This window comes from Exiguobacterium sp. s21, from assembly GCF_018617975.1.
GTDB classification, from domain to species: Bacteria; Bacillota; Bacilli; order Exiguobacteriales; family Exiguobacteriaceae; genus Exiguobacterium; species Exiguobacterium mexicanum_A.
This window is the reverse complement of sequence record NZ_JACSLF010000007.1, coordinates 79,157-102,198: the sequence shown is the minus strand read 5'-3', so window position 1 is coordinate 102,198 and position 23,042 is coordinate 79,157. Positions and strand designations below refer to the sequence as shown.

The 23,042-nt window shown below is 53.2% G+C and carries 16 protein-coding genes; 11 read left to right on the top strand and 5 right to left on the bottom strand.

The features are described from left to right. Positions 1–24: 24 nt before the first annotated feature. The 3 genes from KNP06_RS09860 (at position 25) to KNP06_RS09850 (ending at position 6,939) form a co-directional block, all read left to right on the top strand. Positions 25–774, top strand: a complete 750-nt coding sequence (locus KNP06_RS09860) for a TspO/MBR family protein (protein ID WP_214711025.1) — start codon at positions 25–27, stop codon at positions 772–774. Positions 775–1,051: 277 nt separating this feature from the next. Beyond that, positions 1,052–5,491: a glutamate synthase large subunit gene (gene gltB / locus KNP06_RS09855; protein ID WP_214711026.1), complete on the top strand. Its 4,440-nt coding sequence runs from the start codon at positions 1,052–1,054 to the stop codon at positions 5,489–5,491. Beyond that, positions 5,488–6,939 (top strand): glutamate synthase subunit beta, encoded by a 1,452-nt coding sequence (locus KNP06_RS09850; protein ID WP_214711027.1) that lies wholly within the window; start codon positions 5,488–5,490, stop codon positions 6,937–6,939. The genes gltB and KNP06_RS09850 overlap by 4 nt, the downstream gene beginning before the upstream one ends. A gap of 149 nt (positions 6,940–7,088) precedes the next feature. Here KNP06_RS09850 and KNP06_RS09845 read toward each other — a convergent pair whose 3' ends face one another. From KNP06_RS09845 to KNP06_RS09835, 3 genes are all read right to left on the bottom strand, one after another. Beyond that, positions 7,089–8,408 (bottom strand): Na+/H+ antiporter family protein, encoded by a 1,320-nt coding sequence (locus KNP06_RS09845; RefSeq protein ID WP_214711028.1) that lies wholly within the window; start codon positions 8,406–8,408, stop codon positions 7,089–7,091. Positions 8,409–8,554: 146 nt separating this feature from the next. Beyond that, complete coding sequence (locus KNP06_RS09840) at positions 8,555–9,268, bottom strand: YebC/PmpR family DNA-binding transcriptional regulator (RefSeq protein ID WP_138859483.1); 714 nt, start codon at positions 9,266–9,268, stop codon at positions 8,555–8,557. A 79-nt stretch (positions 9,269–9,347) separates the two neighbouring features. Next, positions 9,348–9,794, bottom strand: a complete 447-nt coding sequence (locus tag KNP06_RS09835) for a MarR family winged helix-turn-helix transcriptional regulator (protein WP_138859482.1) — start codon at positions 9,792–9,794, stop codon at positions 9,348–9,350. A gap of 385 nt (positions 9,795–10,179) precedes the next feature. On the opposite strand from KNP06_RS09835, the gene adhE reads away from it, so the two are divergent. The 7 genes from adhE (at position 10,180) to KNP06_RS09800 (ending at position 19,484) form a co-directional block, all read left to right on the top strand. Then, complete coding sequence (gene adhE, locus KNP06_RS09830) at positions 10,180–12,771, top strand: bifunctional acetaldehyde-CoA/alcohol dehydrogenase (RefSeq protein WP_214711029.1); 2,592 nt, start codon at positions 10,180–10,182, stop codon at positions 12,769–12,771. A 140-nt stretch (positions 12,772–12,911) separates the two neighbouring features. Next, positions 12,912–14,114: a zinc-binding metallopeptidase family protein gene (locus tag KNP06_RS09825; protein ID WP_034777462.1), complete on the top strand. Its 1,203-nt coding sequence runs from the start codon at positions 12,912–12,914 to the stop codon at positions 14,112–14,114. A gap of 87 nt (positions 14,115–14,201) precedes the next feature. Continuing rightward, positions 14,202–15,113 (top strand): alpha/beta hydrolase, encoded by a 912-nt coding sequence (locus tag KNP06_RS09820; RefSeq protein WP_214711030.1) that lies wholly within the window; start codon positions 14,202–14,204, stop codon positions 15,111–15,113. Positions 15,114–15,252: 139 nt separating this feature from the next. Continuing rightward, positions 15,253–15,999, top strand: coding sequence for a DeoR/GlpR family DNA-binding transcription regulator (locus tag KNP06_RS09815; protein WP_029595570.1), 747 nt, complete (start codon positions 15,253–15,255; stop codon positions 15,997–15,999). Further along, positions 15,996–16,925, top strand: coding sequence for a 1-phosphofructokinase (gene pfkB, locus KNP06_RS09810; protein ID WP_214711031.1), 930 nt, complete (start codon positions 15,996–15,998; stop codon positions 16,923–16,925). Before KNP06_RS09815 ends, pfkB begins: the two co-directional genes overlap by 4 nt. Next, the gene (locus KNP06_RS09805) at positions 16,922–18,829 is read left to right on the top strand and encodes a PTS fructose transporter subunit IIABC (protein WP_214711032.1); all 1,908 of its coding nucleotides are present in this window, start codon (positions 16,922–16,924) and stop codon (positions 18,827–18,829) included. Before pfkB ends, KNP06_RS09805 begins: the two co-directional genes overlap by 4 nt. Before the next feature lie 133 nt (positions 18,830–18,962). Then, positions 18,963–19,484 carry a GNAT family N-acetyltransferase gene (locus tag KNP06_RS09800; protein ID WP_114167413.1) on the top strand — a complete coding sequence of 174 codons (522 nt, stop codon included), beginning with the start codon at positions 18,963–18,965 and terminating at the stop codon, positions 19,482–19,484. Positions 19,485–19,903: 419 nt separating this feature from the next. On the opposite strand, the gene KNP06_RS09795 is transcribed toward KNP06_RS09800, so the two are convergent. Both KNP06_RS09795 and cls read right to left on the bottom strand, forming a co-directional pair. Continuing rightward, positions 19,904–20,809 (bottom strand): GGDEF domain-containing protein, encoded by a 906-nt coding sequence (locus tag KNP06_RS09795; RefSeq protein ID WP_214711033.1) that lies wholly within the window; start codon positions 20,807–20,809, stop codon positions 19,904–19,906. Between the two features lie 233 nt (positions 20,810–21,042). Beyond that, positions 21,043–22,500: a cardiolipin synthase gene (gene cls, locus KNP06_RS09790; RefSeq protein WP_214711034.1), complete on the bottom strand. Its 1,458-nt coding sequence runs from the start codon at positions 22,498–22,500 to the stop codon at positions 21,043–21,045. Between the two features lie 95 nt (positions 22,501–22,595). Between cls and KNP06_RS09785 the strand changes: the two genes are divergently transcribed. Continuing rightward, entirely contained in the window at positions 22,596–23,021 is a 426-nt protein-coding gene (locus tag KNP06_RS09785; protein ID WP_214711035.1) for an OsmC family protein, read from the top strand. Positions 23,022–23,042 lie beyond the last annotated feature (21 nt).

The following is a 23,042-nucleotide window of genomic DNA, read 5'->3' as shown; positions in this document are numbered from 1 at the left end:
GGTCTTCTTCGGAGGATCGTACTTATGGACTTATCAAAATGGCCTTTAATCAACTGGCTGGCGTTTTTGGCGACGGTCGTCATCAACTACTTCGCGAGCGGTGAAAATGCGGCCGTGTCGGACCGAATCGATATTTACTTCAAACCGGCCGGCTACGCGTTCTCGATTTGGGGCGTGATTTATATCGCGCTCGCCGTCTGGCTCGTCTTGCAACTGAAGAAAGGGTCGGTTGCGAACCGGCAGGCGAATCGGATGAAAGCGGGCTTTCTCGTCTCGTGTATCTTGAACGGCCTCTGGTTGCTCACGTTCACGAACGAATGGTTCATCGCTTCGCTCGTCGTCATGGTCGCATTTCTCGCGACGCTCGCCTGGCTCTATTACATCGCCTTCCGGACGTCGACAAGTTGGCTCGACCGGTTCCCGTTCTCGATTTATATCGGCTGGGTGTCTGTCGCGACGATCGTCAACGTGTTCGTCGTCATGAACCGAGAAAATGTCACCACGTTGCTCGGGCTCGACGAACTGGCTTGGACATCGCTCATGCTCATGGTCGGTGTTGTCCTGGCGCTCGTCTTCATGTGGTGGCATCGTGACTTCATCTATCCGCTCGTCTTCGTCTGGGCCTACATCGCCATCTTTGCACGACTTGACAATGCGACGCTTTACGTCGTCCTCGTCAGTGCCTTGATTTTGCTCACTCTCGGATATGTCGGCTTGATCATTTGGAAAAAGCCACGGGCATTTTTGCATCACTCACGAAAAACGGTTGAATAAGGTCGAAAACAGAAGCGGTAGCTCAATAGACTACCGCTTTTTTGCGAATTTATTTGAGTTCTTATGAACCTATATATCAATATATTTTATGGATAATTATTCTTTATGCATTATAACATGTTTTCAAAAATTGCTTGATAACGCTAATGAATACGCTTACATCGATATGGTGATGGACATGAATTATGCAGAATGGTATACAAGCCCCTTGATTTATCAGAATATTTAGAACAAAATAAAATTTACGAAACAAGATCGAGAGAGAGGGGTTGATTCGATGAAGCGAACAGGCTTGTACGATTCACGATTCGAAAAAGACGCATGTGGCATTGGGCTATATGTCAACCTAAACGGAGAGAAGAAACACGACATTGTCAGTAAATCATTATCGATGCTCTGTAAGCTGGAGCACCGGGGCGGGCAAGGCGTCATCGATGCCGGAGACGGCGCGGGGATCATGACCGAGCTACCGCACGAACTGTTCCTCGAGACGATGAATTTGCCGACACCAGGTCGCTACGCGGTCGGGATGGTCTTTTTCCAACCTGACGAATCACGGCTGCAAGAAAAGCAACGGCAGATGGAAGCGATTGCCGATGAGTTTGACTATGCGACCATCGCCTGGCGTGAGGTCCCGGTCGATAGTTTGGCCATTGGGGAACACGCCCGGGTGACACAGCCGACGATTTATCAATGGTTCGTTTCTTGCCCATTCGCAGACTACGACTCGAACGAGCGGACACTCTACCAACTCAGACGGACGATTGAGAAGACCGAAGACTTGAATCTATACATGCCGAGTTTATCGACGAAGACGATCGTCTATAAAGGGATGCTGACGCCTGAACAGATTGAGCGATTTTATCTCGATTTGCAGGCGCCGGCCTATAAGAGCACGTTTGGTATCGTCCATTCTCGCTTCTCGACGAACACGTTCCCATCATGGGAGCGGGCCCATCCGAACCGCATGATTGTGCACAACGGAGAAATTAACACACTCCGCGGCAATATCGACGCGATGCGAGCGCGCGAAGGCGTGACATCGACCGATTTGTTCGAGGACGTGAATCAGCTGTTCCCAGTCCTTCAAGAGACGGGCAGCGATTCGTCGATGCTCGATAACGCCTTCGAGTTCTTCACACGGACCGGACGTTCCATCGCTCATACGGCGATGATGCTCATCCCTGAGCCGTTCGCAGAAGTGAAAATAGATCCGTTCAAAAAAGACTTCTACCAATATCATTCATCGATCATGGAGCCTTGGGATGGACCGACTGGTGTCGTTTTCACGGACGGCCGTCAAATCGGCGCCATCTTGGATCGGAACGGACTGCGACCGATGCGTTATATCGAGACGCTTGATGGCGAACTCATCTTGTCGTCTGAGAGCGGCGTCATTCCCGTACAAGCCGAGAACGTGAAGTCGAAACAGCGACTTCGTCCAGGCCAGCTCCTATTGATCGACTTAGAGTCGAAACGCCTCATCCCTGACGCGGAAATCAAACAGACGATCGCGCGCGCCGAGCCGTACGGTAAATGGTTGAAGCAGATGACTAAGCTTGAAGAGTCTCCGGTCGAAGAGCCGTTCGTCGCCGACCTGCACCGGAAACAGCGGGCGTTCGGTTACACGAAAGAAGATATCGAACAATATCTCGTCCCACTCATCCTTGAGAAGAAAGACCCGATTGGTTCGATGGGTCATGACCAACCGGTCGCGGTCTTGTCTGAACGACCACGTTCGTTGTTCCATTACTTCAAACAGCACTTCGCCCAAGTCACGAACCCACCAATCGATGCATTGCGTGAGAAGATCGTCACGGCCACGTTCACGTGGCTCGGACCACTCGCGAACCCGGTCCACACCGGTCGCGGTCACGCCCGTCGTGTCTGGCTCAAACATCCGTTCCTTGATGGGGCCGCGATCGAACAAGTGAACGAGACGCTTCGCGTCGAACGGGTCGATACGACATACGAACACGACCTCGAGGCTGCCCTTGAGACGTTGTTCGAACGTGTCGAAGGGCTCGTCCGCGATGGGGCTGAAGTCATCGTCTTGTCGGATCGTGACATGAACGAAAACCTGTTGGCGATGCCGTCGCTCCTCGTCTTGAGCGCCGTCCACCAACACTTGCTTCGCGTCAACCTTCGCGCGTCGTGCAGTCTTGTAGCCGAAAGTGGCGAAGTACGAGAAGTCCACCAAGCGGCCGCCTTGATTGGGTACGGCGCTGACGCCGTCTATCCGTATCTCGCCTATGCGACGATTGCCGAGGCGGTCGAGGCCGGTCAACTGTCCTATTCGTTCGACGAGTCGGTCCGCCGCTATCAGACGGCGTCGGTCGACGGTATCGTCAAGATCATGTCGAAGATGGGGATCTCGACTGTGCAAAGTTATCGCGGGGCACAAATCTTTGAGGCGGTCGGCATTGACCGTGACTTGATTGAACGTCATTTCCGAGGGACGACGTCACAATTGTCCGGTGTCGGTTTCACCGAACTCGAGGAAGAGTCGCGCCGCCAGCATGAAGCTGCCTACGAGCGGGAACGACCGCTCGAGGCCGGAGCCGATTTCCAGTGGCGCGCTGATGGGGAAGAGCACGCCTTTAACCCGAAGACGATTCATTTGCTCCAGCGTGCCTGCCGTGAGAATGAGCGCCGGTATTATGACGCCTACGTCAAACTCCACGAATCGTCAGGCCAATTCTTGCGTCAATTGTTCGCGTTTAAACAGCAGGATGCCGTCCCGCTCGACGAAGTCGAATCGGTCGCCTCGATTGTCAGCCGCTTCAAGACGGGGGCGATGTCGTTCGGATCCTTGTCGAAAGAAGCCCACGAGACGCTTGCCATCGCCATGAACCAAATCGGCGGCAAGAGCAACTCAGGAGAAGGCGGGGAGGACCGGAATCGGTTCACCCCTGATGATGACGGCAGTGAACGCGTCAGTCGCATCAAGCAAGTCGCAAGCGGTCGTTTCGGTGTGACGGCCGAATATTTGTATCACGCCGATGAGATTCAAATCAAGATGGCGCAAGGTGCGAAGCCGGGTGAGGGTGGACAATTGCCAGGGAACAAAGTATATCCATGGGTCGCCGAAGTGCGCGGCTCAGTCCCAGGTGTCGGACTCATCTCGCCACCGCCGCACCACGACATCTATTCGATTGAAGATTTGGCGCAACTGATTTTCGACTTGAAGCACGTCAACCCGAACGCGAAAATCAGCGTCAAACTCGTCTCGAAGTCAGGCGTCGGGACGATCGCGGCCGGTGTCGCCAAAGCGAACGCCGACACGATTGTCATCAGTGGCTATGACGGAGGAACCGGAGCGTCACCACGGACATCAATCAAGCATACGGGACTCCCGTGGGAGCTCGGTCTGCTCGAAACGCACCAGACGCTCGCGTTGAACGGACTCCGGGGCCGCGTCACACTAGAGACCGACGGTAAGCTCATGACCGGGCGTGATATCGTCCTCGCCGCCATCTTCGGCGCCGAAGAATACGCGTTCGCGACGGCGCCGCTCGTCGTGCTCGGTTGTATCATGATGCGGGCGTGTCACCTCGACACGTGTCCGGTTGGTGTCGCCACACAAGACCCGGCCTTGCGCGCAAAGTTCATGGGCAAACCCGAACACGTCGTCAACTTGATGACGTTCCTCGCCGAAGACGTGCGAGAGATTTTAGCCTCGCTCGGCGCGAAATCGCTCCGTGACGTCATCGGCCGGACCGACTTGTTAGAGGAAAGCGTCTGGAAACAAGAACATCCGAAAGCGAGAACACTTGATTTGGCACCGATGCTATCGATTCCGACAGCGTTGCCGGAAAAAGAAGAGCTGCCGCATCCGGCCTATCAGTCGTATGACCACCGAAAATTGATCCCGGCCGTATCACGCTCGATCAAGTCGCTTCAACCGACGTTCTTCGTCGGCCGCGTCCGCAACACGGACCGCGCCGTCGGGACGATGCTCGGGCATGAAGTGACGAAAGTGCATGGCAACGTCGGTCTCGCCGAGGATACGATTTCACTTCGCCTCAGCGGATCGGCCGGCCAAAGTTTAGGGGCGTTCCTGCCGAGCGGGATCACGATCTCTGTCATCGGCGACGCGAACGATTACGTCGGGAAAGGCTTGAGCGGTGGGAAACTCGCCGTCATCGCCGAGAAACATGCCCCGTTTGAAGAGAGCGAACAAGTCATCGCGGGGAACGTCTGTCTCTACGGGGCGACGTCCGGGATGGCGTTCTTCAACGGTCATGTCGGAGAACGATTTGCCGTCCGTAACTCGGGTGCGGTCGCTGTGACAGAAGGCGTCGGCGATCACGGCTGTGAGTACATGACTGGTGGGACGGTCGTCGTCCTCGGTACGGTCGGTCGTAACTTTGGGGCCGGGATGTCGGGCGGAGTCGCCTACCTTTACGGGGACCAGGCGTACGAACAACTTGTCAACGAAGAGCTCGTCTCGATTGATCGAGAGTTGACCGATGAAGATGCCGAACAGATTTACGCGTTGCTCGAGATGCACCAGTTCCATACTGACAGTGTGAAAGCGAGAGCCGTACTTGAGGCGTTTGAGCAAGAACGAAAACGCTTCGTCAAAGTCGTACCGCGTGATTATGCGAACGTACTTGACGTCATGCGTCACATCGAGGCGACGCGTCCGGAATTGAGTGACGCCGACCGCGCCCTCGAACTATTCCGCGTCGTGACTGAAGGAGGGGGAGCATGAGACATAAATTTATCGATATCCCACGGGAGACATTGCCAGAACGTTCCGTCCTCGAACGGATTCATGATTACAGTGAATACGCTTCACGGATGGAAGACGGACCGATCGTCAATCAAGCCGAGCGTTGCATGGATTGCGGCACCCCGTTCTGTCACGTCGGGGACATGATCGGTCAAGAGACGATCGGCTGTCCGATCCACAACTTGATTCCCGAATGGAATAAGCTCGTCTCGAATCAAGATTGGTATCGGGCCTACGAACGATTGATGGAGACGAACAACTTCCCAGAGTTTACGGGGCGTGTCTGTCCGGCCCCATGTGAAGGGTCGTGTACGCTCGGCATCAGCGAGGATCCGGTCGCAATCAAATCGATCGAACGGACGATTATCGATCGCGCGTTCGAGGAAGGTTGGGTCAAGCCACGCCATGTCAAGAAACGGACCGGACACCGTGTTGCCATCATCGGCAGCGGGCCGGCCGGACTCGCGGCGGCCGATCAATTGAACCAACTCGGCCATGCGGTCACAATTTATGAAAAAGCGGATGAGGCGGGCGGCCTGTTGTTCTATGGCATCCCGAACATGAAGCTTGAGAAGGACGTCGTCCGTCGTCGCGTACGGCTACTCGAGGCAGAAGGGATTCGCTTCAAGACGGGCGTCAACGTCGGAACCGATGTGACGATCGAGTCACTCCGTCACACGTACGATGCTGTCATTCTCGCGACAGGGGCTCAAAAACAACGGACGCTCGGCATCGATGGGGATGATGCCACAGGCGTCGAGCCGGCGATGGATTATTTGACGGAATCGACGCGGATGCTCGGCGGGAAATCGCTCGACGCTCGATACGACGCGAACGGGAAAGACGTCATCGTTATCGGTGGCGGAGACACGGGAGCGGACTGCGTGGCGACGGCGATTCGTCAAGGCGCCAAGTCGGTGACGCAGTTCGGGAAACACCCGGAGAAAGGTATGTTTCGGGCGCCGGAGCGACCATGGCCGCTTCAACCGGACACGTTGTCGACTGATTACGCTTATGCGGAAGCGATTGAACATTTCGACCATGACCCGCGCACGTATTTGATTCGTTCGAACCGGGTTATCAAAGATGGAGACCGTGTCGTCGGGATTGAGACGGAACGGATGGAGAAAATCATCAAACCCGACGGACAGGCGACGTTCTTCGTCGTCGACGGGTCGGTCGAGACGTATCCAGCTGATCTCGTCCTTGTCGCCATCGGGTTCGAACGACCGGAGCGAGAGCTCCGGAAAGTCGGCATCGAGGCGAACCATGACTATACGTCGAACGTCGAGGGTGTGTTTGTTGCAGGGGATGCGAGACGGGGACAAAGTTTGATTGTTTGGGCAATCCGAGAAGGTCGCGAGGTCGCGGATACCGTCGACGGATACTTGAACACTTGTCAACAACAGCTAAAAACTTCATCATAAAAAGGAGCGACGAATTCGTCGCTCCTTTTTACATGGACATTTAGGAGGAGTCAGAAATGATTATCGAAATCCTCATGTACACCGGGGTTTGGTTTTTACTCGTGCTCGTCTTGCTCGGCACGATTTACGCTCGGCGCAATCGGAAGTGATTACAACACCATGGCGGCGATCAAACCGAAGACGATGAGCGGAATATTGTAGTGGAGGAACGTCGGCCACACCGTCTCACGCAAGTGGTCGTGTTGACCGTCGGCGTTCAAGCCGCTCGTCGGTCCGAGTGTCGAGTCACTTGCCGGGCTACCAGCATCACCGAGTGCACCGGCCGTCCCGATGATGGCGATTGTCGCCTCGACCGAGAAACCGTATTGGATGCAAAGCGGGACGAAGATGGCCGCGATGATTGGAATCGTCGAGAAACTCGAACCGATACCGAGCGTGATCACGAGTCCGACGAGGAGCATGACGAGTGCGGCCACAAATTGTGAGTCGCCCATGATGCCACTCGCACCGCTGACGAGCGGTTCGATGGCACCGGTCGCGCGGATGACGGCGGCAAAACCGCTCGCCGCGATCATGACGAAGCCGATGAAAGCCATCATGCGCATCCCGCTCGTGAAGATGTCGTCTGCCTCTGACCAAGGGATGAGGCGAAGCAACGTCAACAGGATGAGTCCTGAGACGGCCGATGCGATCATCGATTCGGTCTGAAGTTGAACGACGAGCACGACGAGGACGACGGCAGCTGTTAGCCAGATTTTGAGCGGGCTCAACGTCCGAATCTCGTAATCAGTAGGCCCGAGTTGAATCGTATCGTACGTCCGCGGCTTCCGGTAGTGGAAGAAGGCGGTGATGAGACCGACGAGCATACCGAGGGCCGGGATGGCCATGATGCTGACAATATTGACATCACCGACGGCCATGCCGTTCGTTTCCACGTTTGGTAGCAAAATCTCATTCAAGTAAATGCCACCGAATCCGACCGGAAGTAACATATACGGCGTGACGAGACCGAACGTGAGGATCGTCGCCACGAGCCGGCGGTCGAGCTTCAACTCGTTAAAGAGCACGAGGAGCGGTGGGATGACGATCGGGATGAACGCGATGTGAATCGGTAAAGCGTTCTGCGAACTGATGGCTAGTAATAAGAGGAACGAGAGCAACAACGCCTTGACGCGCGCCACGCTCTTACCGGTGACGTCGCGGCCTGACATGCTGATTAACTTTTCAGCCAGGACGTCTGGGAGCCCTGTTTTTGACAAACCGACGGCGAACGCGCCGAGTAGCGCATAACTGAGGGCGATGGTAGCCCCTCCGCCAAGACCGTCGCTGAAGGCGGTCAACGTCTCATTGAACCCGAGACCTCCGACCAGACCACCGACGACGGCGGCGAGGATGAGCGACAAGACGATGTGCACGCGACTGATCGCGAGCGCGAATAATACGATAACAGCTAATAAGACAGCATTCATCAATTCCAACACCTTTCATTCAAAAACTCTTTCTCTTATTATCACTTTAATATGATAAAGACTTTTGAAATTTAACATACGTGTTTCGGGTTGTCAAATCGATTGTTCAAAAAAAGCGATAACTCCGAAAAGTTATCGCTCGTTCGTCATCCTTCAACGTTATGGTATACCTGGCGCACGTCTTCGAGGTCTTCGAGGACGTCGAGTAGTTTTTCAAACTGTTCTTTCGACTCGTCGTCGAGGGTAATCTCGTTTTGGGGCAGCATCGTCAACTCGGCGACTTCAAACGTCTCGATGCCTGCTGCTTTGAAGGCAGTCTGGACGGCATGGAACGCTTCTGGTTCCGCATAGACGATCACCGTCTCATCTTCTTCGATGACATCGCGAACGTCAAGGTCGTGCTCCATCATGAGTTCGAGTACGTCGTCAGCAGACATGCCGTTGACACCGATGACAGCCGTCGCGTCGAACATGTAAGCGACCGACCCGCTGACACCCATGTTGCCGCCGTTTTTACCGAAAGCGGCGCGGACTTCAGACGCCGTCCGGTTGACGTTGTTCGTGAGCGTGTCGACGATGAGCATCGAGCCGTTCGGTCCGAATCCTTCATAGCGGAGCTCGTCGAAGTTCTCTTCGTCGCCGCCCTTCGCTTTGTCGATAGCACGGTCGATGATTGCGCGCGGGACGTTGTACGTTTTCGCTCGTTCGACGACGAACTTGAGTGCTTGGTTTGATTCTGGATCTGGTTCCCCTTGACGGGCGACTACGTAGATTTCACGGCCGAACTTCGCGTAGATGCGACTCGTATTGGCGTCTTTTGACGCCTTTTTCTCTTTAATGTTGTTCCATTTACGACCCATTACATGTCATCTCTCTTTCCATTGTTCGATTGATTCATCCTCGATTATATAAGAAGACGTGGATGTTGACGAGCAAAAATCATCCCTCGCTTTTATCCATCTTCTCGACGATCTCCGTCAACGTCTTCAAACTGTCAATCAGGCGGTCCGTCTCTTCCTCGTTCAGAAACGCGAGACGGTCCTCGAACAGGCGACGGAACGAATCGCGACGCTCGCGGAGGACGAGTTCGCCCTTTTCGGTCAGTTGATTCCAGATGACGCGGCGATCGCGTTCGTCCGGGACGCGGGTGATGTAGCCCTCATCGACGAGCTTCGTGATGAGCGGCGTCACGTTCGGCGGGGCAATCGATAACGTCTCACTGATGTGTCCGTTCGTGACCGCGCCTTCATCTTCAATCAACATGAGGAGATGAAAGTGGGAAAAGTTTAAGTTTGGGATTTGCGGAAGGTCGGAACGACGTAACAACTTCCGGCGAATAAATGGGATCAGTTTCACGAACTGATCGGCTGCGTCTTGTCTCGGCATAATCATGTCACTTCCTAATTAGGTTCTTTCTTCATTATACACGACCGAGGACGGGGTGGACGACCAATCCTTGTTGCGTGAGAAATTGCACAGCACATCAGACAAACAGGCGTCACAATACATGTAAGCGTTTACATTTTTTAGACTTCATCTTTTCATGAAAACGCATACGATTTTACTGAGCGTCCTATCAAAAAGCAAGACCTATCCTCATTCTTCAAAAAAATATTGTGAAAGAGTTCACATTGTTGTCACGCACAAATTGTTGGAAACGTTGTATTCTATGAATGTGAAGGAAAGCACAAACTCTTATCAAACCACTGATCGCCCCGTGCTCTCCATCAAGTCAACAGTATAAGCTCTCATTCATGAGGAGGAAACCAACATGGCAGTTAAAGAGAAAGCAGTAGTGGAAACATCAGCAGAACAGATGGTCGACACGCTCGTCACTAGAGCCCACACGGCGCTCGAGACATTGATGACGTTCGACCAAGAGAAAATCGATGCGATTGTTCAAGCGATGGCGCTAGCCGGTCTCGAACAACACGTCGCACTCGCGAAACATGCATATGAAGAAACAGGTCGCGGTGTGTTTGAAGATAAGATGATCAAAAACATCTTTGCGACAGAATATATTTATAACTCACTCCGTGGCGAGAAGACGGTCGGCGTCATCGAGGACGATGAGCAAAACGGCATCACGTACATCGCGGAACCAGTCGGTGTCGTCGCCGGGGTAACACCGGTCACGAACCCGACATCAACGACGATGTTCAAAGCAATCATCGCCATCAAAACACGTAACCCGATCATCTTCGGTTTCCACCCGTCGGCACAACAGTGTTCAAGTGAAGCGGCACGCATCCTTCGTGACGCAGCCATCGAAGCCGGCGCACCGGAACATTTGATTCAATGGGTTGAAAAACCGTCACTCGACGCGACGAAAGCGCTCATGAACCACCCAGGTGTTGCCATGGTCCTCGCAACTGGTGGAGCGGCGATGGTCAAATCAGCCTACTCGACTGGTAAACCAGCCCTCGGTGTCGGTCCTGGTAACGTTCCGGCCTACATCGACAAAACAGCAAAAGTAAAACGTGCCATCTCGGACGTCATCTTGTCGAAAACGTTCGATAACGGGATGATCTGTGCATCTGAACAAGCGATTATCGTCGACCAAGAAGTGTACGAAGAAGTGAAAGCCGAAATGACGGAGCTCGGTTGCTACTTCTGCTCACCAGAAGAGAAAGCAAAACTCGAGACACTCGTTATTAAAACAGACTCTTGTGCGGTCAACCCTGAAATCGTCGGGAAGCCTGCAGCCTGGATTGCCGAGAAAGCTGGACTTAGTGTTCCGGCCGACACGAAAATCTTGATTGCCGAACTCGAGACGGTCGGCGCGACAGAACTGCTCTCACACGAGAAACTTAGCCCAGTACTCGGAGCCTACAAAGTCCAATCGCGTGAAGAAGGTTTCGCGATCGCTGAGAAGATGCTCGAAATCGGTGGTCTCGGTCATACGGCAGCCATCCACTCGACAGATGACGACGCCATCCTCGCATTCGGACTCCGGATGAAAGCTTGCCGCATCATCGTCAACTCGCCAACGGCACACGGCGGGATCGGTGACCTCTATAACGAAATGACACCATCACTCACACTCGGTTGTGGGTCGTACGGTAAAAACTCCGTCTCTGAGAACGTGACGGCGAAACATCTACTCAACGTGAAAAAGGTGGCGAGACGTCGCGTGAATATGCAATGGTTTAAAGTCCCTGAAAAGATTTACTTTGAGAAAAACTCGGTCCAATACCTTCAATCGCTCACATCGAAAAAACGGGCGATGATCGTTACAGATGAAATGATGGTCAAACTCGGATTTGCCGATAAAGTCGTCAAAAACTTGCCGGCTGGTGTCGAGTATCGCATCTTCGACCAAGTCGAGCCAGACCCATCGGTCGAGACGGTCATGCGTGGTGCCGAAGCGATGCGTCACTTCCAACCAGACATGATTATCGCACTCGGTGGTGGATCACCGATGGATGCCGCGAAAGGCATGTGGCTCTTCTACGAACGCCCTGAAGAGAAGTTCTCGAACCTTCGCCAAAAATTCATGGATATCCGCAAGCGGACGTACAAGTTCCCGACGCTCGGCAACAAGTCGATGTTCGTCGCGATCCCGACAACATCAGGTACGGGTTCTGAAGTGACACCGTTCACGGTCATCACAGATAAGAAACGCAACGTCAAATACCCGATCGCTGACTATGCGATCACACCGGACGTCGCCATCGTCGACCCTGAGTTCGTCATGACGGTCCCAGCTTCAATCACGGCGGATACAGGAATGGACGTGTTGACACACGCCATCGAAGCGTACGTTTCGGTCATGGCAAACGACTATACGGATGGACTCGCGCTTCGTTCGATGAAGATGATCTTCGATTACCTCCCGAAAGCGTATGAAAACGGCAGTGACGCCGAAGCACGTCAGAAAGTCCACAACGCATCAACAATGGCTGGTATGGCTTTCGCGAATGCGTTCCTCGGTATCAACCACTCGATCGCACACAAAATCGGCGGCGAGTTCCATGTCCCACACGGACGGACGAACGCGATCCTTATGCCGCACGTCATCCGCTATAACGCGACACGCCCATCGAAACTCGCGGCGTTCCCGAAATATGAGTCATTCATCGCCGACGAGCGTTACGCTGAAATCGCGCGCTATCTCGGACTTCCAGCCAGCACGACGGAAGAAGGCGTCGAGTCGCTCATCCAAGCGATCATCGAGCTCGGTCAGCGCTTGAACATCAAGCTCTCGTTCAAAGCCCAAGGCATCAAGAAAGCGGACCTCGACGCGAAAATCGACAAGATGGCAGTCGACGCGTTCGAAGACCAATGTACGACGGCTAACCCGAAAATGCCGCTCGTCGAAGAATTGAAAGAAATCATGTACGCTGCTTACGAAGGCGTATAAGTCTTACAATATCTAAACGGTTTCCCTCCTAAGAGGGAGGCCGTTTTTTCTTGAAAAATAAATATACAATTGTCAGATCACTTAATATAATAGGATAATACAACCATTTATTGGTGAGTTTTTTTTATGGAGATACGTAGATGACCATTATGTACAGCCTACTGTCGGCACTATTTACTATTTTTCTTTATTTCAATCCGGCCTCGGCAACAAGTCCTTATGAGACGGCTGAATATTTTGCTTCATACGATCGGGTCGCAGAAAGCCATGAAAATGTCGAACTGTTCGAGTCGTTAGGTATTGGTGTTTCTGACGAGACTTCAGTCGATATGAAACGTGAGATTCATTACGCTCCGCTCAACACGAATTGGCCGACTATAACGATTGATGATGAATTTTACGATGGGTACGCGACAATTCCATTTGAAGAGACAATTGAAGGGGAACTGCTTCATTTGGAATGGGATGCCCCGATACCTGATGTGGCTGGAAGAGTCATCGTCCTACCGACGACCGACGTATCTTATGAAGCAATGGAAGATGCGTATGAAATCGATTATTACGGAGAAGTCCTTAATGACGAGGCGGCGAATCGCTATCTTACAAAATTAGCCGAAGCGAATGCGGCAGGTTATCTCATTACGCCACACCCGGATGCTCCGGAAGAATATGGATTCGCTTACGTTTCAGCTGCACTTCGCTTGAATGGGGCCGGGGTCGACCGAATAACAGCCGAGTCTTTCCAAGACGGTCAAACGGTTGCGATTGAGCCGTTCACAGACGAAATTCCTTACGTAGAGTTTACGCAACCTGGCACGACTGACAAAGAAGTGATTGTCATGGCCCGACTTGAGGGAAGCTGGTATGGCGATCACGCTCTCACTGGGTTAGGTGGTGCATCCGTGCTCTACCATACGCTTCAAGCGATGGATGACGTAGAGACGGATGCAACGGTCCGCTACGTTTTCTTGAATGGAACTGGGGATGGATACGAATCAAGTACGCACTATTTGCAGATGCTTCAAGATCGAGGTACGACGCCGCGTGTCATCATGTTACTTGATATACTTGGTACAGGGGAGACGAATCGATTCTTCAAAACAAGTGGGATGACGACATATCCGTTTATGGAGGGGATTGGTTTTGGCCCTGTCGAAGTGAAGAGTCTAGGCGTATCAATCTTAGATGAGTACAAGCAAGCCGGGTTCCCAGTCATCTCCGTCAATGATTCTGTCACAGCCCATAACGACGTTTATACAGATAAAGACACAATCAGTCGTCTTTCTGACGAGGCGATGCGTGATCACGTTAAATGGCTCAGCGAGTGGTTAACTCTCCAATAAGAAGTAAGACCGTCACATATAGGGCGGTCTATTCTTTTACTCGAAACGGATCCATTACTTCGGTATGATGAAAGGGGAGGCGATACGATGGAACGACAACTGAATGTGACAACGAATTATGGACAACTGGCCGGTACGTGGATGACCCACGGCGAACCCCGTAAGACGGTCGTCCTGCTCAGCGGGAGCGGGCCGAGCGACCGGGACGGCAATCTTGGACCATCCCAATTCGGCACGTATAAAAAACTGGCCGAGGCGCTCTTTAAGATGGGTGTCAACGTCTACCGGTATGACAAACAAGGCATCGGTGAATCGGACGGTGATTTCAATAAAGTCGGGCTGCACGACTTGGTGACAGATGCGATCACCGTCGTCAACGCCATCAAACAGGAGCCGGACGCAGGTGACATGTATGTGCTCGGTCACAGCGAAGGGGCAGTGATCGCCCCGGCGGTCCAGCTCGAGACGAACGCGGCCGGACTGCTTCTTCTTGCCGGATTCAACGATTCCTCGAAGAAGATGTTCTTGCTGCAAGCCGACGCACTCGCAACTGAAGTCGGTTCGGTGAAAGGACTCAAGGGCGTGTTCTATCGATTGACCGGCGTCCCGAAGAAGATTCGCCAGCGCCAAGACGATTTGCTCGAACGGTCGCTGCGGACGAACGTCGCCGCCTTCAAGTACCGCGGCCAAGTCGTGAACGCCAAATGGATTCGCGAGCATGCGTCGTATGACGTCCGCGAGCGACTCGAACATGTGCGGGTCCCGGTGCTCGCCCTGACCGGTGACCGCGATGTCCAAGTCCCGCCGGAGCATGTCCACTCGATTCGGACGAAAGGGGACATCGACAGCCACATCATCCACAACATGAACCACTTGCTCGTCGAACGGACGAGTCCGCACGCGCTCCTCACATTGCATAAGGAATATCGAAACGCCATTGAGGCACCGCTTCACCCCGAACTCATTCGCCGATTGAACGATTGGTTGATGAAACGATAATAAACTGTCAAAAACGGTCACCAAGTGACCGTTTTTTATGTTATAATTGTGAAAACGTAAAAAAAGATGAATGTTTTTGAATGTTTATGATTGTTTTTTAAATGAAAACGCTTTATATTAGAGCTACGGAGGGAATATGATGTTAACGAAGCAACGACATCAACTGATTTTGCAACGTCTGTCGGAGCAAAAGATTGTCAAATTGAAAGAATTGGTCGAGTTGACGGCATCGTCGGAGTCGACGATTCGCCGGGATTTGACCGACCTCGAAGCAGAAGGTTATCTCGAACGGGTACACGGCGGCGCAACGCTCGTGGCCCGCTACGAAGAAGAGCCGACGTTCGAGGAGAAACGAGATCAACACGTCGATGAAAAAGTCGCGATTGCACGGAAGGCCGCGACATTCATCGAAGACGGGATGTCCGTCTATCTCGATGCTGGGACGACGACGCAAGCGATGGTTCCTTTTTTAGATGGAAAAGACGTCATCGTCGTGACGAACAGTTTACCAATCGCCAACGACTTGTTCGACCTCGATATCAAGACGTTCGTGATCGGTGGTGAGTTGAAACGGTCGACACAGGCACTCGTCGGCTATAACGCTCGGGAGAGCATGATGAACTATCGGGTCGACCTCGCTTTTCTTGGCATCAATGGCGTCGACCTAGAGGCCGGGTACACAACCCCAGACCCGGAAGAGGCACTCGTCAAAAAAACAGCAATCGAACTGGCTCGCGAGGCGTACATTTTGGCGGACGATTCAAAATTCGGGAAACGTTCGTTCAGTCGGGTGGCTCCGCTCGAAGCGGCTACACTCGTCACATGGAGCGACTCGACAAGCGTCAGTTCAATTCAATCAATCACAAAGGTGGTGAACGCCCAATGATTTACACGTTAACACTGAACCCCTCAATCGATTATTACGTGACGCTCCCTGAAGTCGTCCTCGGTGAAGTCAACCGGATTCAAGAGACGACGCAGCGGGCCGGAGGAAAAGGCATCAACGTCGCGTTCGTCTTACGTGAATATGACGTCGACACAGTCGCGTTAGGATTCGTCGGCGGCACGACGGGAGACTTCATCAAGAAGGCGCTGACCGACAAGGGCGTCCAAACCGATTTCGTCGAAGTCGATGGTCAGACGCGCATCAACGTCAAGATTCGAGCGCAAGAAGAGACGGAATTGAACGCGAGCGGCCCGGTCATCTTGGACACGGAACTTGAACGGTTGACGCGTCAGTTCGATCACGTTCAACCGGGCGACATCGTCGTCCTCGCCGGAAGCATTCCGGGCAATCTGCCGGATACACTCTACCGCACGCTCGCTGAGACGGTGCGGGCAAACGGTGCCGAGTTCGTCGTCGATACGACGAAGGAAGCGATGCTCGAAGTCCTCTCACTCAATCCGCTCATGATTAAACCGAACCACCATGAACTTGGTGAACTGTTCGATACAGACATCGAGACGTTCGAACAGGCGCTCCCGTATGCGGAGCAGTTGGTCGAACGCGGTGCCCAAAACGTCATCGTCTCATTCGCCGGTGACGGTGCGATGCTCGTCAACAGTTCAGGCGCCTATACGGCGAACACACCGAGCGGCAAACTCGTCAACTCGGTCGGCGCAGGCGATTCACTCGTCGCCGGATTCGTCGCCAACATTCTCGACCACGACGCAACCGAAGCGTTCCGCTATGCGGTCACGACCGGCAGCGCGTCTGCATATACGTTCGGGCTGTGCACAAAAGAAGACGTGGACCGCTTGGTCGGCGAAGTCAGCGTCATCCCACTATCTCGATTGGAGGAAACAACATGAATATCACGGACCTTCTTAAAAAGGACACGATTCAACTGAATCTCCGCAGCCGTTCGAAAGCCGAAGTCATCGAAGAACTCGTCGACGTGCTCGACCGCGCTGGCAAACTATCGGATCGTAACGGCTACCGCGACGCCATCCTCGCACGTGAAGCACAAAGTACGACCGGACTCGGTGAAGGGATTGCCATCCCGCACGCGAAGACGAAGGCCGTCAAACAACCGGCCATCGCCTTTGGACGCTCGGAAGGCATCGATTACGAAGCACTCGACGGCCAAAACAGCCGCTTGTTCTTCATGATCGCCGCTGGAGAACACGCCAATAACGAACACTTGGAAACACTCTCGAAATTATCTGTCTTCCTTATGGATCCAGCGTTCCAAGAACGTCTCTATGCAGCTACGTCAGAAGATGACGTCATTCGGGCCATCGAAGAAAAAGAAGCGGCTGAGGCGGCTCCTGTTGCTTCGAAACCGGTTCAAGCCGATGCACCTTACATCCTTGCTGTCACGGCTTGTCCAACGGGTATCGCTCACACGTACATGGCCGCCGATAGCTTGAAGCAGAAAGCGGAAGCGATGGGTGTCGATATCAAAGTCGAGACGAACGGTTCGACCGGCGTCAAGAATGAATTGACAGCGGCTGATATTGCGAAAGCGACAGCCATCATCGTCGCGGCTGATAAAGCCGTCGAGATGGACCGGTTCGCCGGAAAACATGTCATCGAAGTCCCGGTCGCCCAAGGCATCCGGAAGCCAGAAGAGTTGATCAACAGGGCCGTCAAACAAGACGCACCGGTGTATCGAGGAACCGGTTCGTCAGGTGGTACGAAAGAACAGCGCACAGGCATCTACAAGCACTTGATGAGCGGTGTATCCGCGATGCTCCCACTCGTCGTCGCTGGTGGTCTCTTGATCGCCATCAGCTTCTTCTGGGGCATCAACTCGGCAAATCCGGATGACCCGTCATTCAATGAATTTGCGGCGCAACTCAACACAATCGGTGGGGCAGCCTTTAGCTTCCTCGTCCCGATTCTTGCGGGTTTCATCGCGATGTCAATCGCCGACCGTCCAGGTCTCGCACCAGGTCTTGTCGCTGGTTTATTAGCCAGCCAAGGTGGCGCCGGATTCCTCGGCGGACTCATCGCTGGTTTCCTTGCCGGATATGTCGTCCTCTTCTTGGTTAAAGCACTTTCTAAACTACCGGCCTCGCTTGAAGGAATTAAACCGGTATTGCTCTATCCGTTACTTGGGTCATTTATTTCCGGTATGATCATGTTACTTGTTGTCAATAAACCAATCGCAGCCTTCATGACATGGTTGATGGATGTCATGAACAGCCTGAGCGGCGCCAACGCCATCTTGCTTGGTATCATCGTCGGTGGCATGATGGCCGTCGATATGGGTGGTCCGATTAACAAGACAGCCTACGTCTTTGGTACAGCTGCACTCACTGCCGGTAACCAAGAAATCATGGCAGCTGTCATGGCCGGTGGGATGGTACCACCGCTTCTCGTCGCATTCGCTTCGACTGTGTTCGCCCGTCAAAAGTTCTCGAAACAAGAACGTGAAGCCGGGAAGACAGCATATATCATGGGTGCCTCGTTCATCACGGAAGCGGCCATCCCGTTTGCAGCGGCCGACCCGATTCGGGTATTGCCGTCAGCGATTCTCGGATCAGCCATCGCTGGTGGATTGTCAGCCTTCTTCGCGATCCAATTGCCAGCGCCACACGGTGGAGTCTTCGTCTTCCCACTTCTTGAAGGGGCTGGAAACGTCGTCATGAGCATGGGACTTTACGCCCTCGCGATTCTCGCCGGAGCCTTGATTGGAGCACTGCTCTTGTCATTCTTGAAAAAACCATTGACGGAGACGCAAGCTACAACAACGCGTAACGTCGCTTGACCAGTACGGCCGTAGGATTTCCTACGGTCGTTTTTTGTCAAATGATTGTCAGTCAAATCTGGAAGAAGTCTGATTTCGATTGGGTGATTTGTGGTAAAATACTTGTAAAACTTACGCTAAGGAGGGGGTACGGATGCTCATACGGAAAGCCGAGCCAAAAGATGCTTACGGGATTGCGCGGGTGAGGGTGAACGGATGGCGCACAACCTATCGGGGAATTGTGCCGACCGACTTTCTCTTGCAGCTCGGTTCGAACGCGATCGAGTGGTCTGAAAAGGTCCGCAGCGCCCTCGCGAAACGAGAAGTCGAAGGGTTTGTCGCCATCGTCGAAGAGGAAATCGTCGGGTTCGTTCTTTACGGGGAAGAACGGACGGGCGAATATCCGGACCATCCGAATGAGATTTATGCGATTTACATTCTAGAGGACCATCAGCGTAACGGGATTGGTTCGCTATTGCTGGAGCGAGCGATCCAAGCGATGTCGAATCACGGGCTCATCATTTGGGCGCTCGAATTGAACCCTTACCGCACGTTCTATGAGCAACGTGACGGGCAAGTCATCGATGCGAAAGAGCGCTTGTTCGGGGAACTCGCTCTGCGCGAAGTCGCCTACGGGTGGACGAAAGGGAATCACGACGCCATCGTCGGCGCATGAACGGACGCGGCCAGAGCAGATCGCGTCCGTTTTTATGGATAAGGGGGATGACCGTGCAAGGACAGCAAGCAAGTTGACCTATCGCCGATGAGAACTCAGTAGCCTCGAAGCAAGTGGCGACGACGGAGAACCAACTCGGTTCGATGGAAGAGATTGCGCAATCTGCGAACTCATTTGCGCATATGGCAGAAGAGTTGAAGGAGTTCGTATCACGCTTTAACATACGAATGAGAAAAAGGGATGAGAATCTGTTCGAGGCAGACGATCATCCCTTTTTGTTTTTTTCACAAATATGTTTCACTGACTGATGACCGATTGAATGCTCTGGCATCATCTACCTCAAGTTTGTAAAGGCAAGCCAACTTGACGGAATCGTCTGTCCACAAAAAAAGGATGCACGAACGCATCCTTTTTCAAAACTATCGCTTGCTCGACACTTGATTACGGCCGAGGTTCTTGGCGACATACAGCGCCTCGTCCGCATCCTGAAGCGCCTGTTCGACCGTCTTCCCATCTTCAAGGGCGCTGACGCCGAACGAACAAGTGACGCGCGGGACGGGACCGAACGGCTCGGCGTTAATCTTTTTTCGGAGCTTATCGGCGAGTTGCACACCGTCAGCAAGCGTTGACTGTGGGGCGACGATTAAAAATTCCTCACCACCCCAGCGGCCAATCGAGTCCGACTTGCGGATGTTGCGCCTGAGCAATTGGGCAATCGAACGTAAGACGAGGTCTCCGGTCGGATGGCCGAACGTATCGTTGACAAGTTTGAAATAGTCGATATCGAGCATGATGACAGCGGCGGGCGCCCTTGTGTCGACCGTCTCCTGAGCCGTCGACGAGAGAACGTCCCCGACTTTCTTCCGGTTATACAGCTCTGTCAGCGGATCGAGTGAGGACAGGTGTTCCATGCGTTCTTCATAACGACGTTGCTCGGTCGCGTCTTCTAAAATGCCGACGCCGCCGTCAAGTTGTCCGTCCGCGGAAAAACTCGGAGACATCGTCGTTTGGATGAAGCGAGCCTGCCGTTCTGGTGCTTTATACCAGCCGGCCATGCGAATCGTCTCCCCGTTCAAGACGTTCCGAATGGCGCCTGAGAAGTCGAACGAAGAAGAACTACATCGCTCGAACATCACAATCGAGGTCGGAAGCATCCCGAGTAAATGAACGAATGATTCGTTATAGCTGACGATCTGCCCGTCACGATTGAATGCGAACAGGCCGATCGGGAGCTGGTCCCATGAGGAAGGATCGGGTTTCGTGGTGTGAGTGTCATGATGAGTCCGTTCTTGATCAGCCATTGTATGACATATGCGTGAACGCATACTTCCTCCTTTCCTAGCCGAAGCGGTAGTGTAGGACGTTCGTACTGATACTTTATACCCTAATTCGGGAAGAAACTAGCGAGTATTCTTTTAAATGCTAGCAAATTTTAGAATATGACGAGAAATCGACACAGCTTGGTGTGAGTACATAGCTCTCGACTTACGAATATAAAGATACCCCATCGCGTTGGCATACTTGGCCGATACGATGGGGTAGTTAGCGTGATCAGAACTTATAAGATTGGACTGAGCAATCGTGACACGCCTTCGCGCATCCGGACGGTCCATTTCCGGGCCGCATAGTCGTCGACCGTGTATTTGCGGCTGACGGCGACGTCTGACTCGAACAGTGATGCGAGTTCGAGCGCGACCCGCTGATCATAAATGACGGCGTTCACTTCAAAGTTCAATCGGAAACTGCGGGCATCCAAGTTCGTCGTCCCGACGGTCGAAATCTCATCATCGACGACGAGCGTCTTGGCGTGTAGGAAGCCTTGCCCGTACATATAGACGTTCGCCCCGTAGTCGAGCAATTCGCCGAGGAACGATAGCGACGCCCACATGACGAACGGGTGGTCGGGCTTTCCTGGAATCATGATGTCCATCTTGACGCCGGACAAAAGTGCCATCTTACAGGCGTCCATGAAGCTCGTGTCCGGGATGAAATAAGGCGTCTGGATGATGACACGATGTTTCGCCGACATGATCATCTTGATCATCATGTTTTTCAAATGTTCCGTGTCGGAGTTCGGTCCGCTCGTCACGATTTGCATCGGCGACTTGTCCTTGATGTCGTGGCGTGCGAAACAGAACGAGTTCTCCGGGTCATGATGTTTGCTGCCAGAATAGTTCCAATCGAGAATGAATCGATGTTGCAAATGGTAGACGACGTCCCCTTCGACGCGGAGGTGTGTGTCACGCCAGTATCCGAACTTCTCGACCAGGCCGAGATACTCGGTGCCGACGTTGAAGCCACCGACATAACCAATCTTGCCGTCGATGATGACGACTTTGCGGTGATTGCGGTTGTTTAACTTGAAGTTGATCAATCCGAGCGTCGGCGGGAAGAAGACGCGGACCTCGCCATCGTGTGCGATCAATTCTTTAAAATCGGAGTCACGGAGGCTGCGCGAACCGACCGCATCATATAACAGCCGGACTTTGACGCCCGCCTTGGCGCGTTCGATTAGTTCGTGGATCAGCGCCTTCCCGAGCGCGTCGCGTTGAATGATGTAGTACTGGATGTTGATCTCGGTTTCGGCGCTGCGGATATCGTCCATGAGCGCTTTGAACTTCTGTTCGCCATCATGCATGATGGCAGATTTGTTATGGACGCTGATGAGTGACTTCGACGATCGCAAGTTCATCTCGAGCAGTTGCTCGTACTTTTCGAACACCGGTTGAGCCAAAGCGGTCTCTTTCCGGCGGATCTGTTCGATTTGACTCTCGACTTGAAGCGCGTGGAACGAGCGCTCTTCGACGCTCAAGTTGAAGAAGTTGTCCTTCTTCAACTGTCGGCCTAGGAAGAGATAGATGATGTACCCGATAATTGGCAAGAAGAACAAGACGAGAAGCCACGCCCACGTCGCCCCGACATCGCGGCGCTCCGCGAAGATGACGGCTAACGCGAACAATAAATTCAATCCGAGGACGATATACAGCCCCCAACTAATAATGACCGACCAATCCAAGCGACCAACTCCCTAAACGACAATTTCAGTGCATAGATTAATAATACCTCATTCAAGGGAATAGTAAGCTATCGAAACATAAGGAGGAGACAAAGATGCATTTACAAGTGAATTGGAAACAAGGGATGGCGTTCCAGACGACGACGCCGTCAGGTCATGACGTGACGCTCGATGCCGGGGAGGACGTCGGTGGTCTCAACACGGGTCCACGACCGACCGAGATGCTGTTGCAGGCGACGGCCGCCTGTACAGGCATCGATATCGTCTCAATTCTGCATAAGATGCGTTTGCCGCTCGAGCGGTTCGAGATGAAAATCGACGGCGTCCGGGCGACAGAACATCCGAAGAAGTTCACGGCCATCCACATCTTATACGTCCTCGAAGGGGATATGCCCGAAGAACGGGTCCGCCGCGCCATCGAGTTGTCCGTCGATCGCTACTGTTCGGTGTCGCACAGTCTGAACGCGACGATGACGTACAGCTATCGTTTGAACGGCGGCGAGGTCGTCCCATTTACGTAATGTGAGCAGGATGGTTGAAAA

Excerpts from the sequence above, each read along its gene's own strand:
- KNP06_RS09860 (WP_214711025.1), top strand. The coding sequence starts at position 25 with ATGGACTTATCAAAATGGCCTTTAATCAACTGGCTGGCGTTTTTGGCG.
- gltB (WP_214711026.1), top strand. The coding sequence starts at position 1,052 with ATGAAGCGAACAGGCTTGTACGATTCACGATTCGAAAAAGACGCATGT.
- KNP06_RS09850 (WP_214711027.1), top strand. The coding sequence starts at position 5,488 with ATGAGACATAAATTTATCGATATCCCACGGGAGACATTGCCAGAACGT.
- KNP06_RS09845 (WP_214711028.1), bottom strand. The coding sequence starts at position 8,408 with ATGAATGCTGTCTTATTAGCTGTTATCGTATTATTCGCGCTCGCGATC.
- KNP06_RS09840 (WP_138859483.1), bottom strand. The coding sequence starts at position 9,268 with ATGGGTCGTAAATGGAACAACATTAAAGAGAAAAAGGCGTCAAAAGAC.
- KNP06_RS09835 (WP_138859482.1), bottom strand. The coding sequence starts at position 9,794 with ATGCCGAGACAAGACGCAGCCGATCAGTTCGTGAAACTGATCCCATTT.
- adhE (WP_214711029.1), top strand. The coding sequence starts at position 10,180 with ATGGCAGTTAAAGAGAAAGCAGTAGTGGAAACATCAGCAGAACAGATG.
- KNP06_RS09825 (WP_034777462.1), top strand. The coding sequence starts at position 12,912 with ATGACCATTATGTACAGCCTACTGTCGGCACTATTTACTATTTTTCTT.
- KNP06_RS09820 (WP_214711030.1), top strand. The coding sequence starts at position 14,202 with ATGGAACGACAACTGAATGTGACAACGAATTATGGACAACTGGCCGGT.
- KNP06_RS09815 (WP_029595570.1), top strand. The coding sequence starts at position 15,253 with ATGTTAACGAAGCAACGACATCAACTGATTTTGCAACGTCTGTCGGAG.
- pfkB (WP_214711031.1), top strand. The coding sequence starts at position 15,996 with ATGATTTACACGTTAACACTGAACCCCTCAATCGATTATTACGTGACG.
- KNP06_RS09805 (WP_214711032.1), top strand. The coding sequence starts at position 16,922 with ATGAATATCACGGACCTTCTTAAAAAGGACACGATTCAACTGAATCTC.
- KNP06_RS09800 (WP_114167413.1), top strand. The coding sequence starts at position 18,963 with ATGCTCATACGGAAAGCCGAGCCAAAAGATGCTTACGGGATTGCGCGG.
- KNP06_RS09795 (WP_214711033.1), bottom strand. The coding sequence starts at position 20,809 with ATGCGTTCACGCATATGTCATACAATGGCTGATCAAGAACGGACTCAT.
- KNP06_RS09785 (WP_214711035.1), top strand. The coding sequence starts at position 22,596 with ATGCATTTACAAGTGAATTGGAAACAAGGGATGGCGTTCCAGACGACG.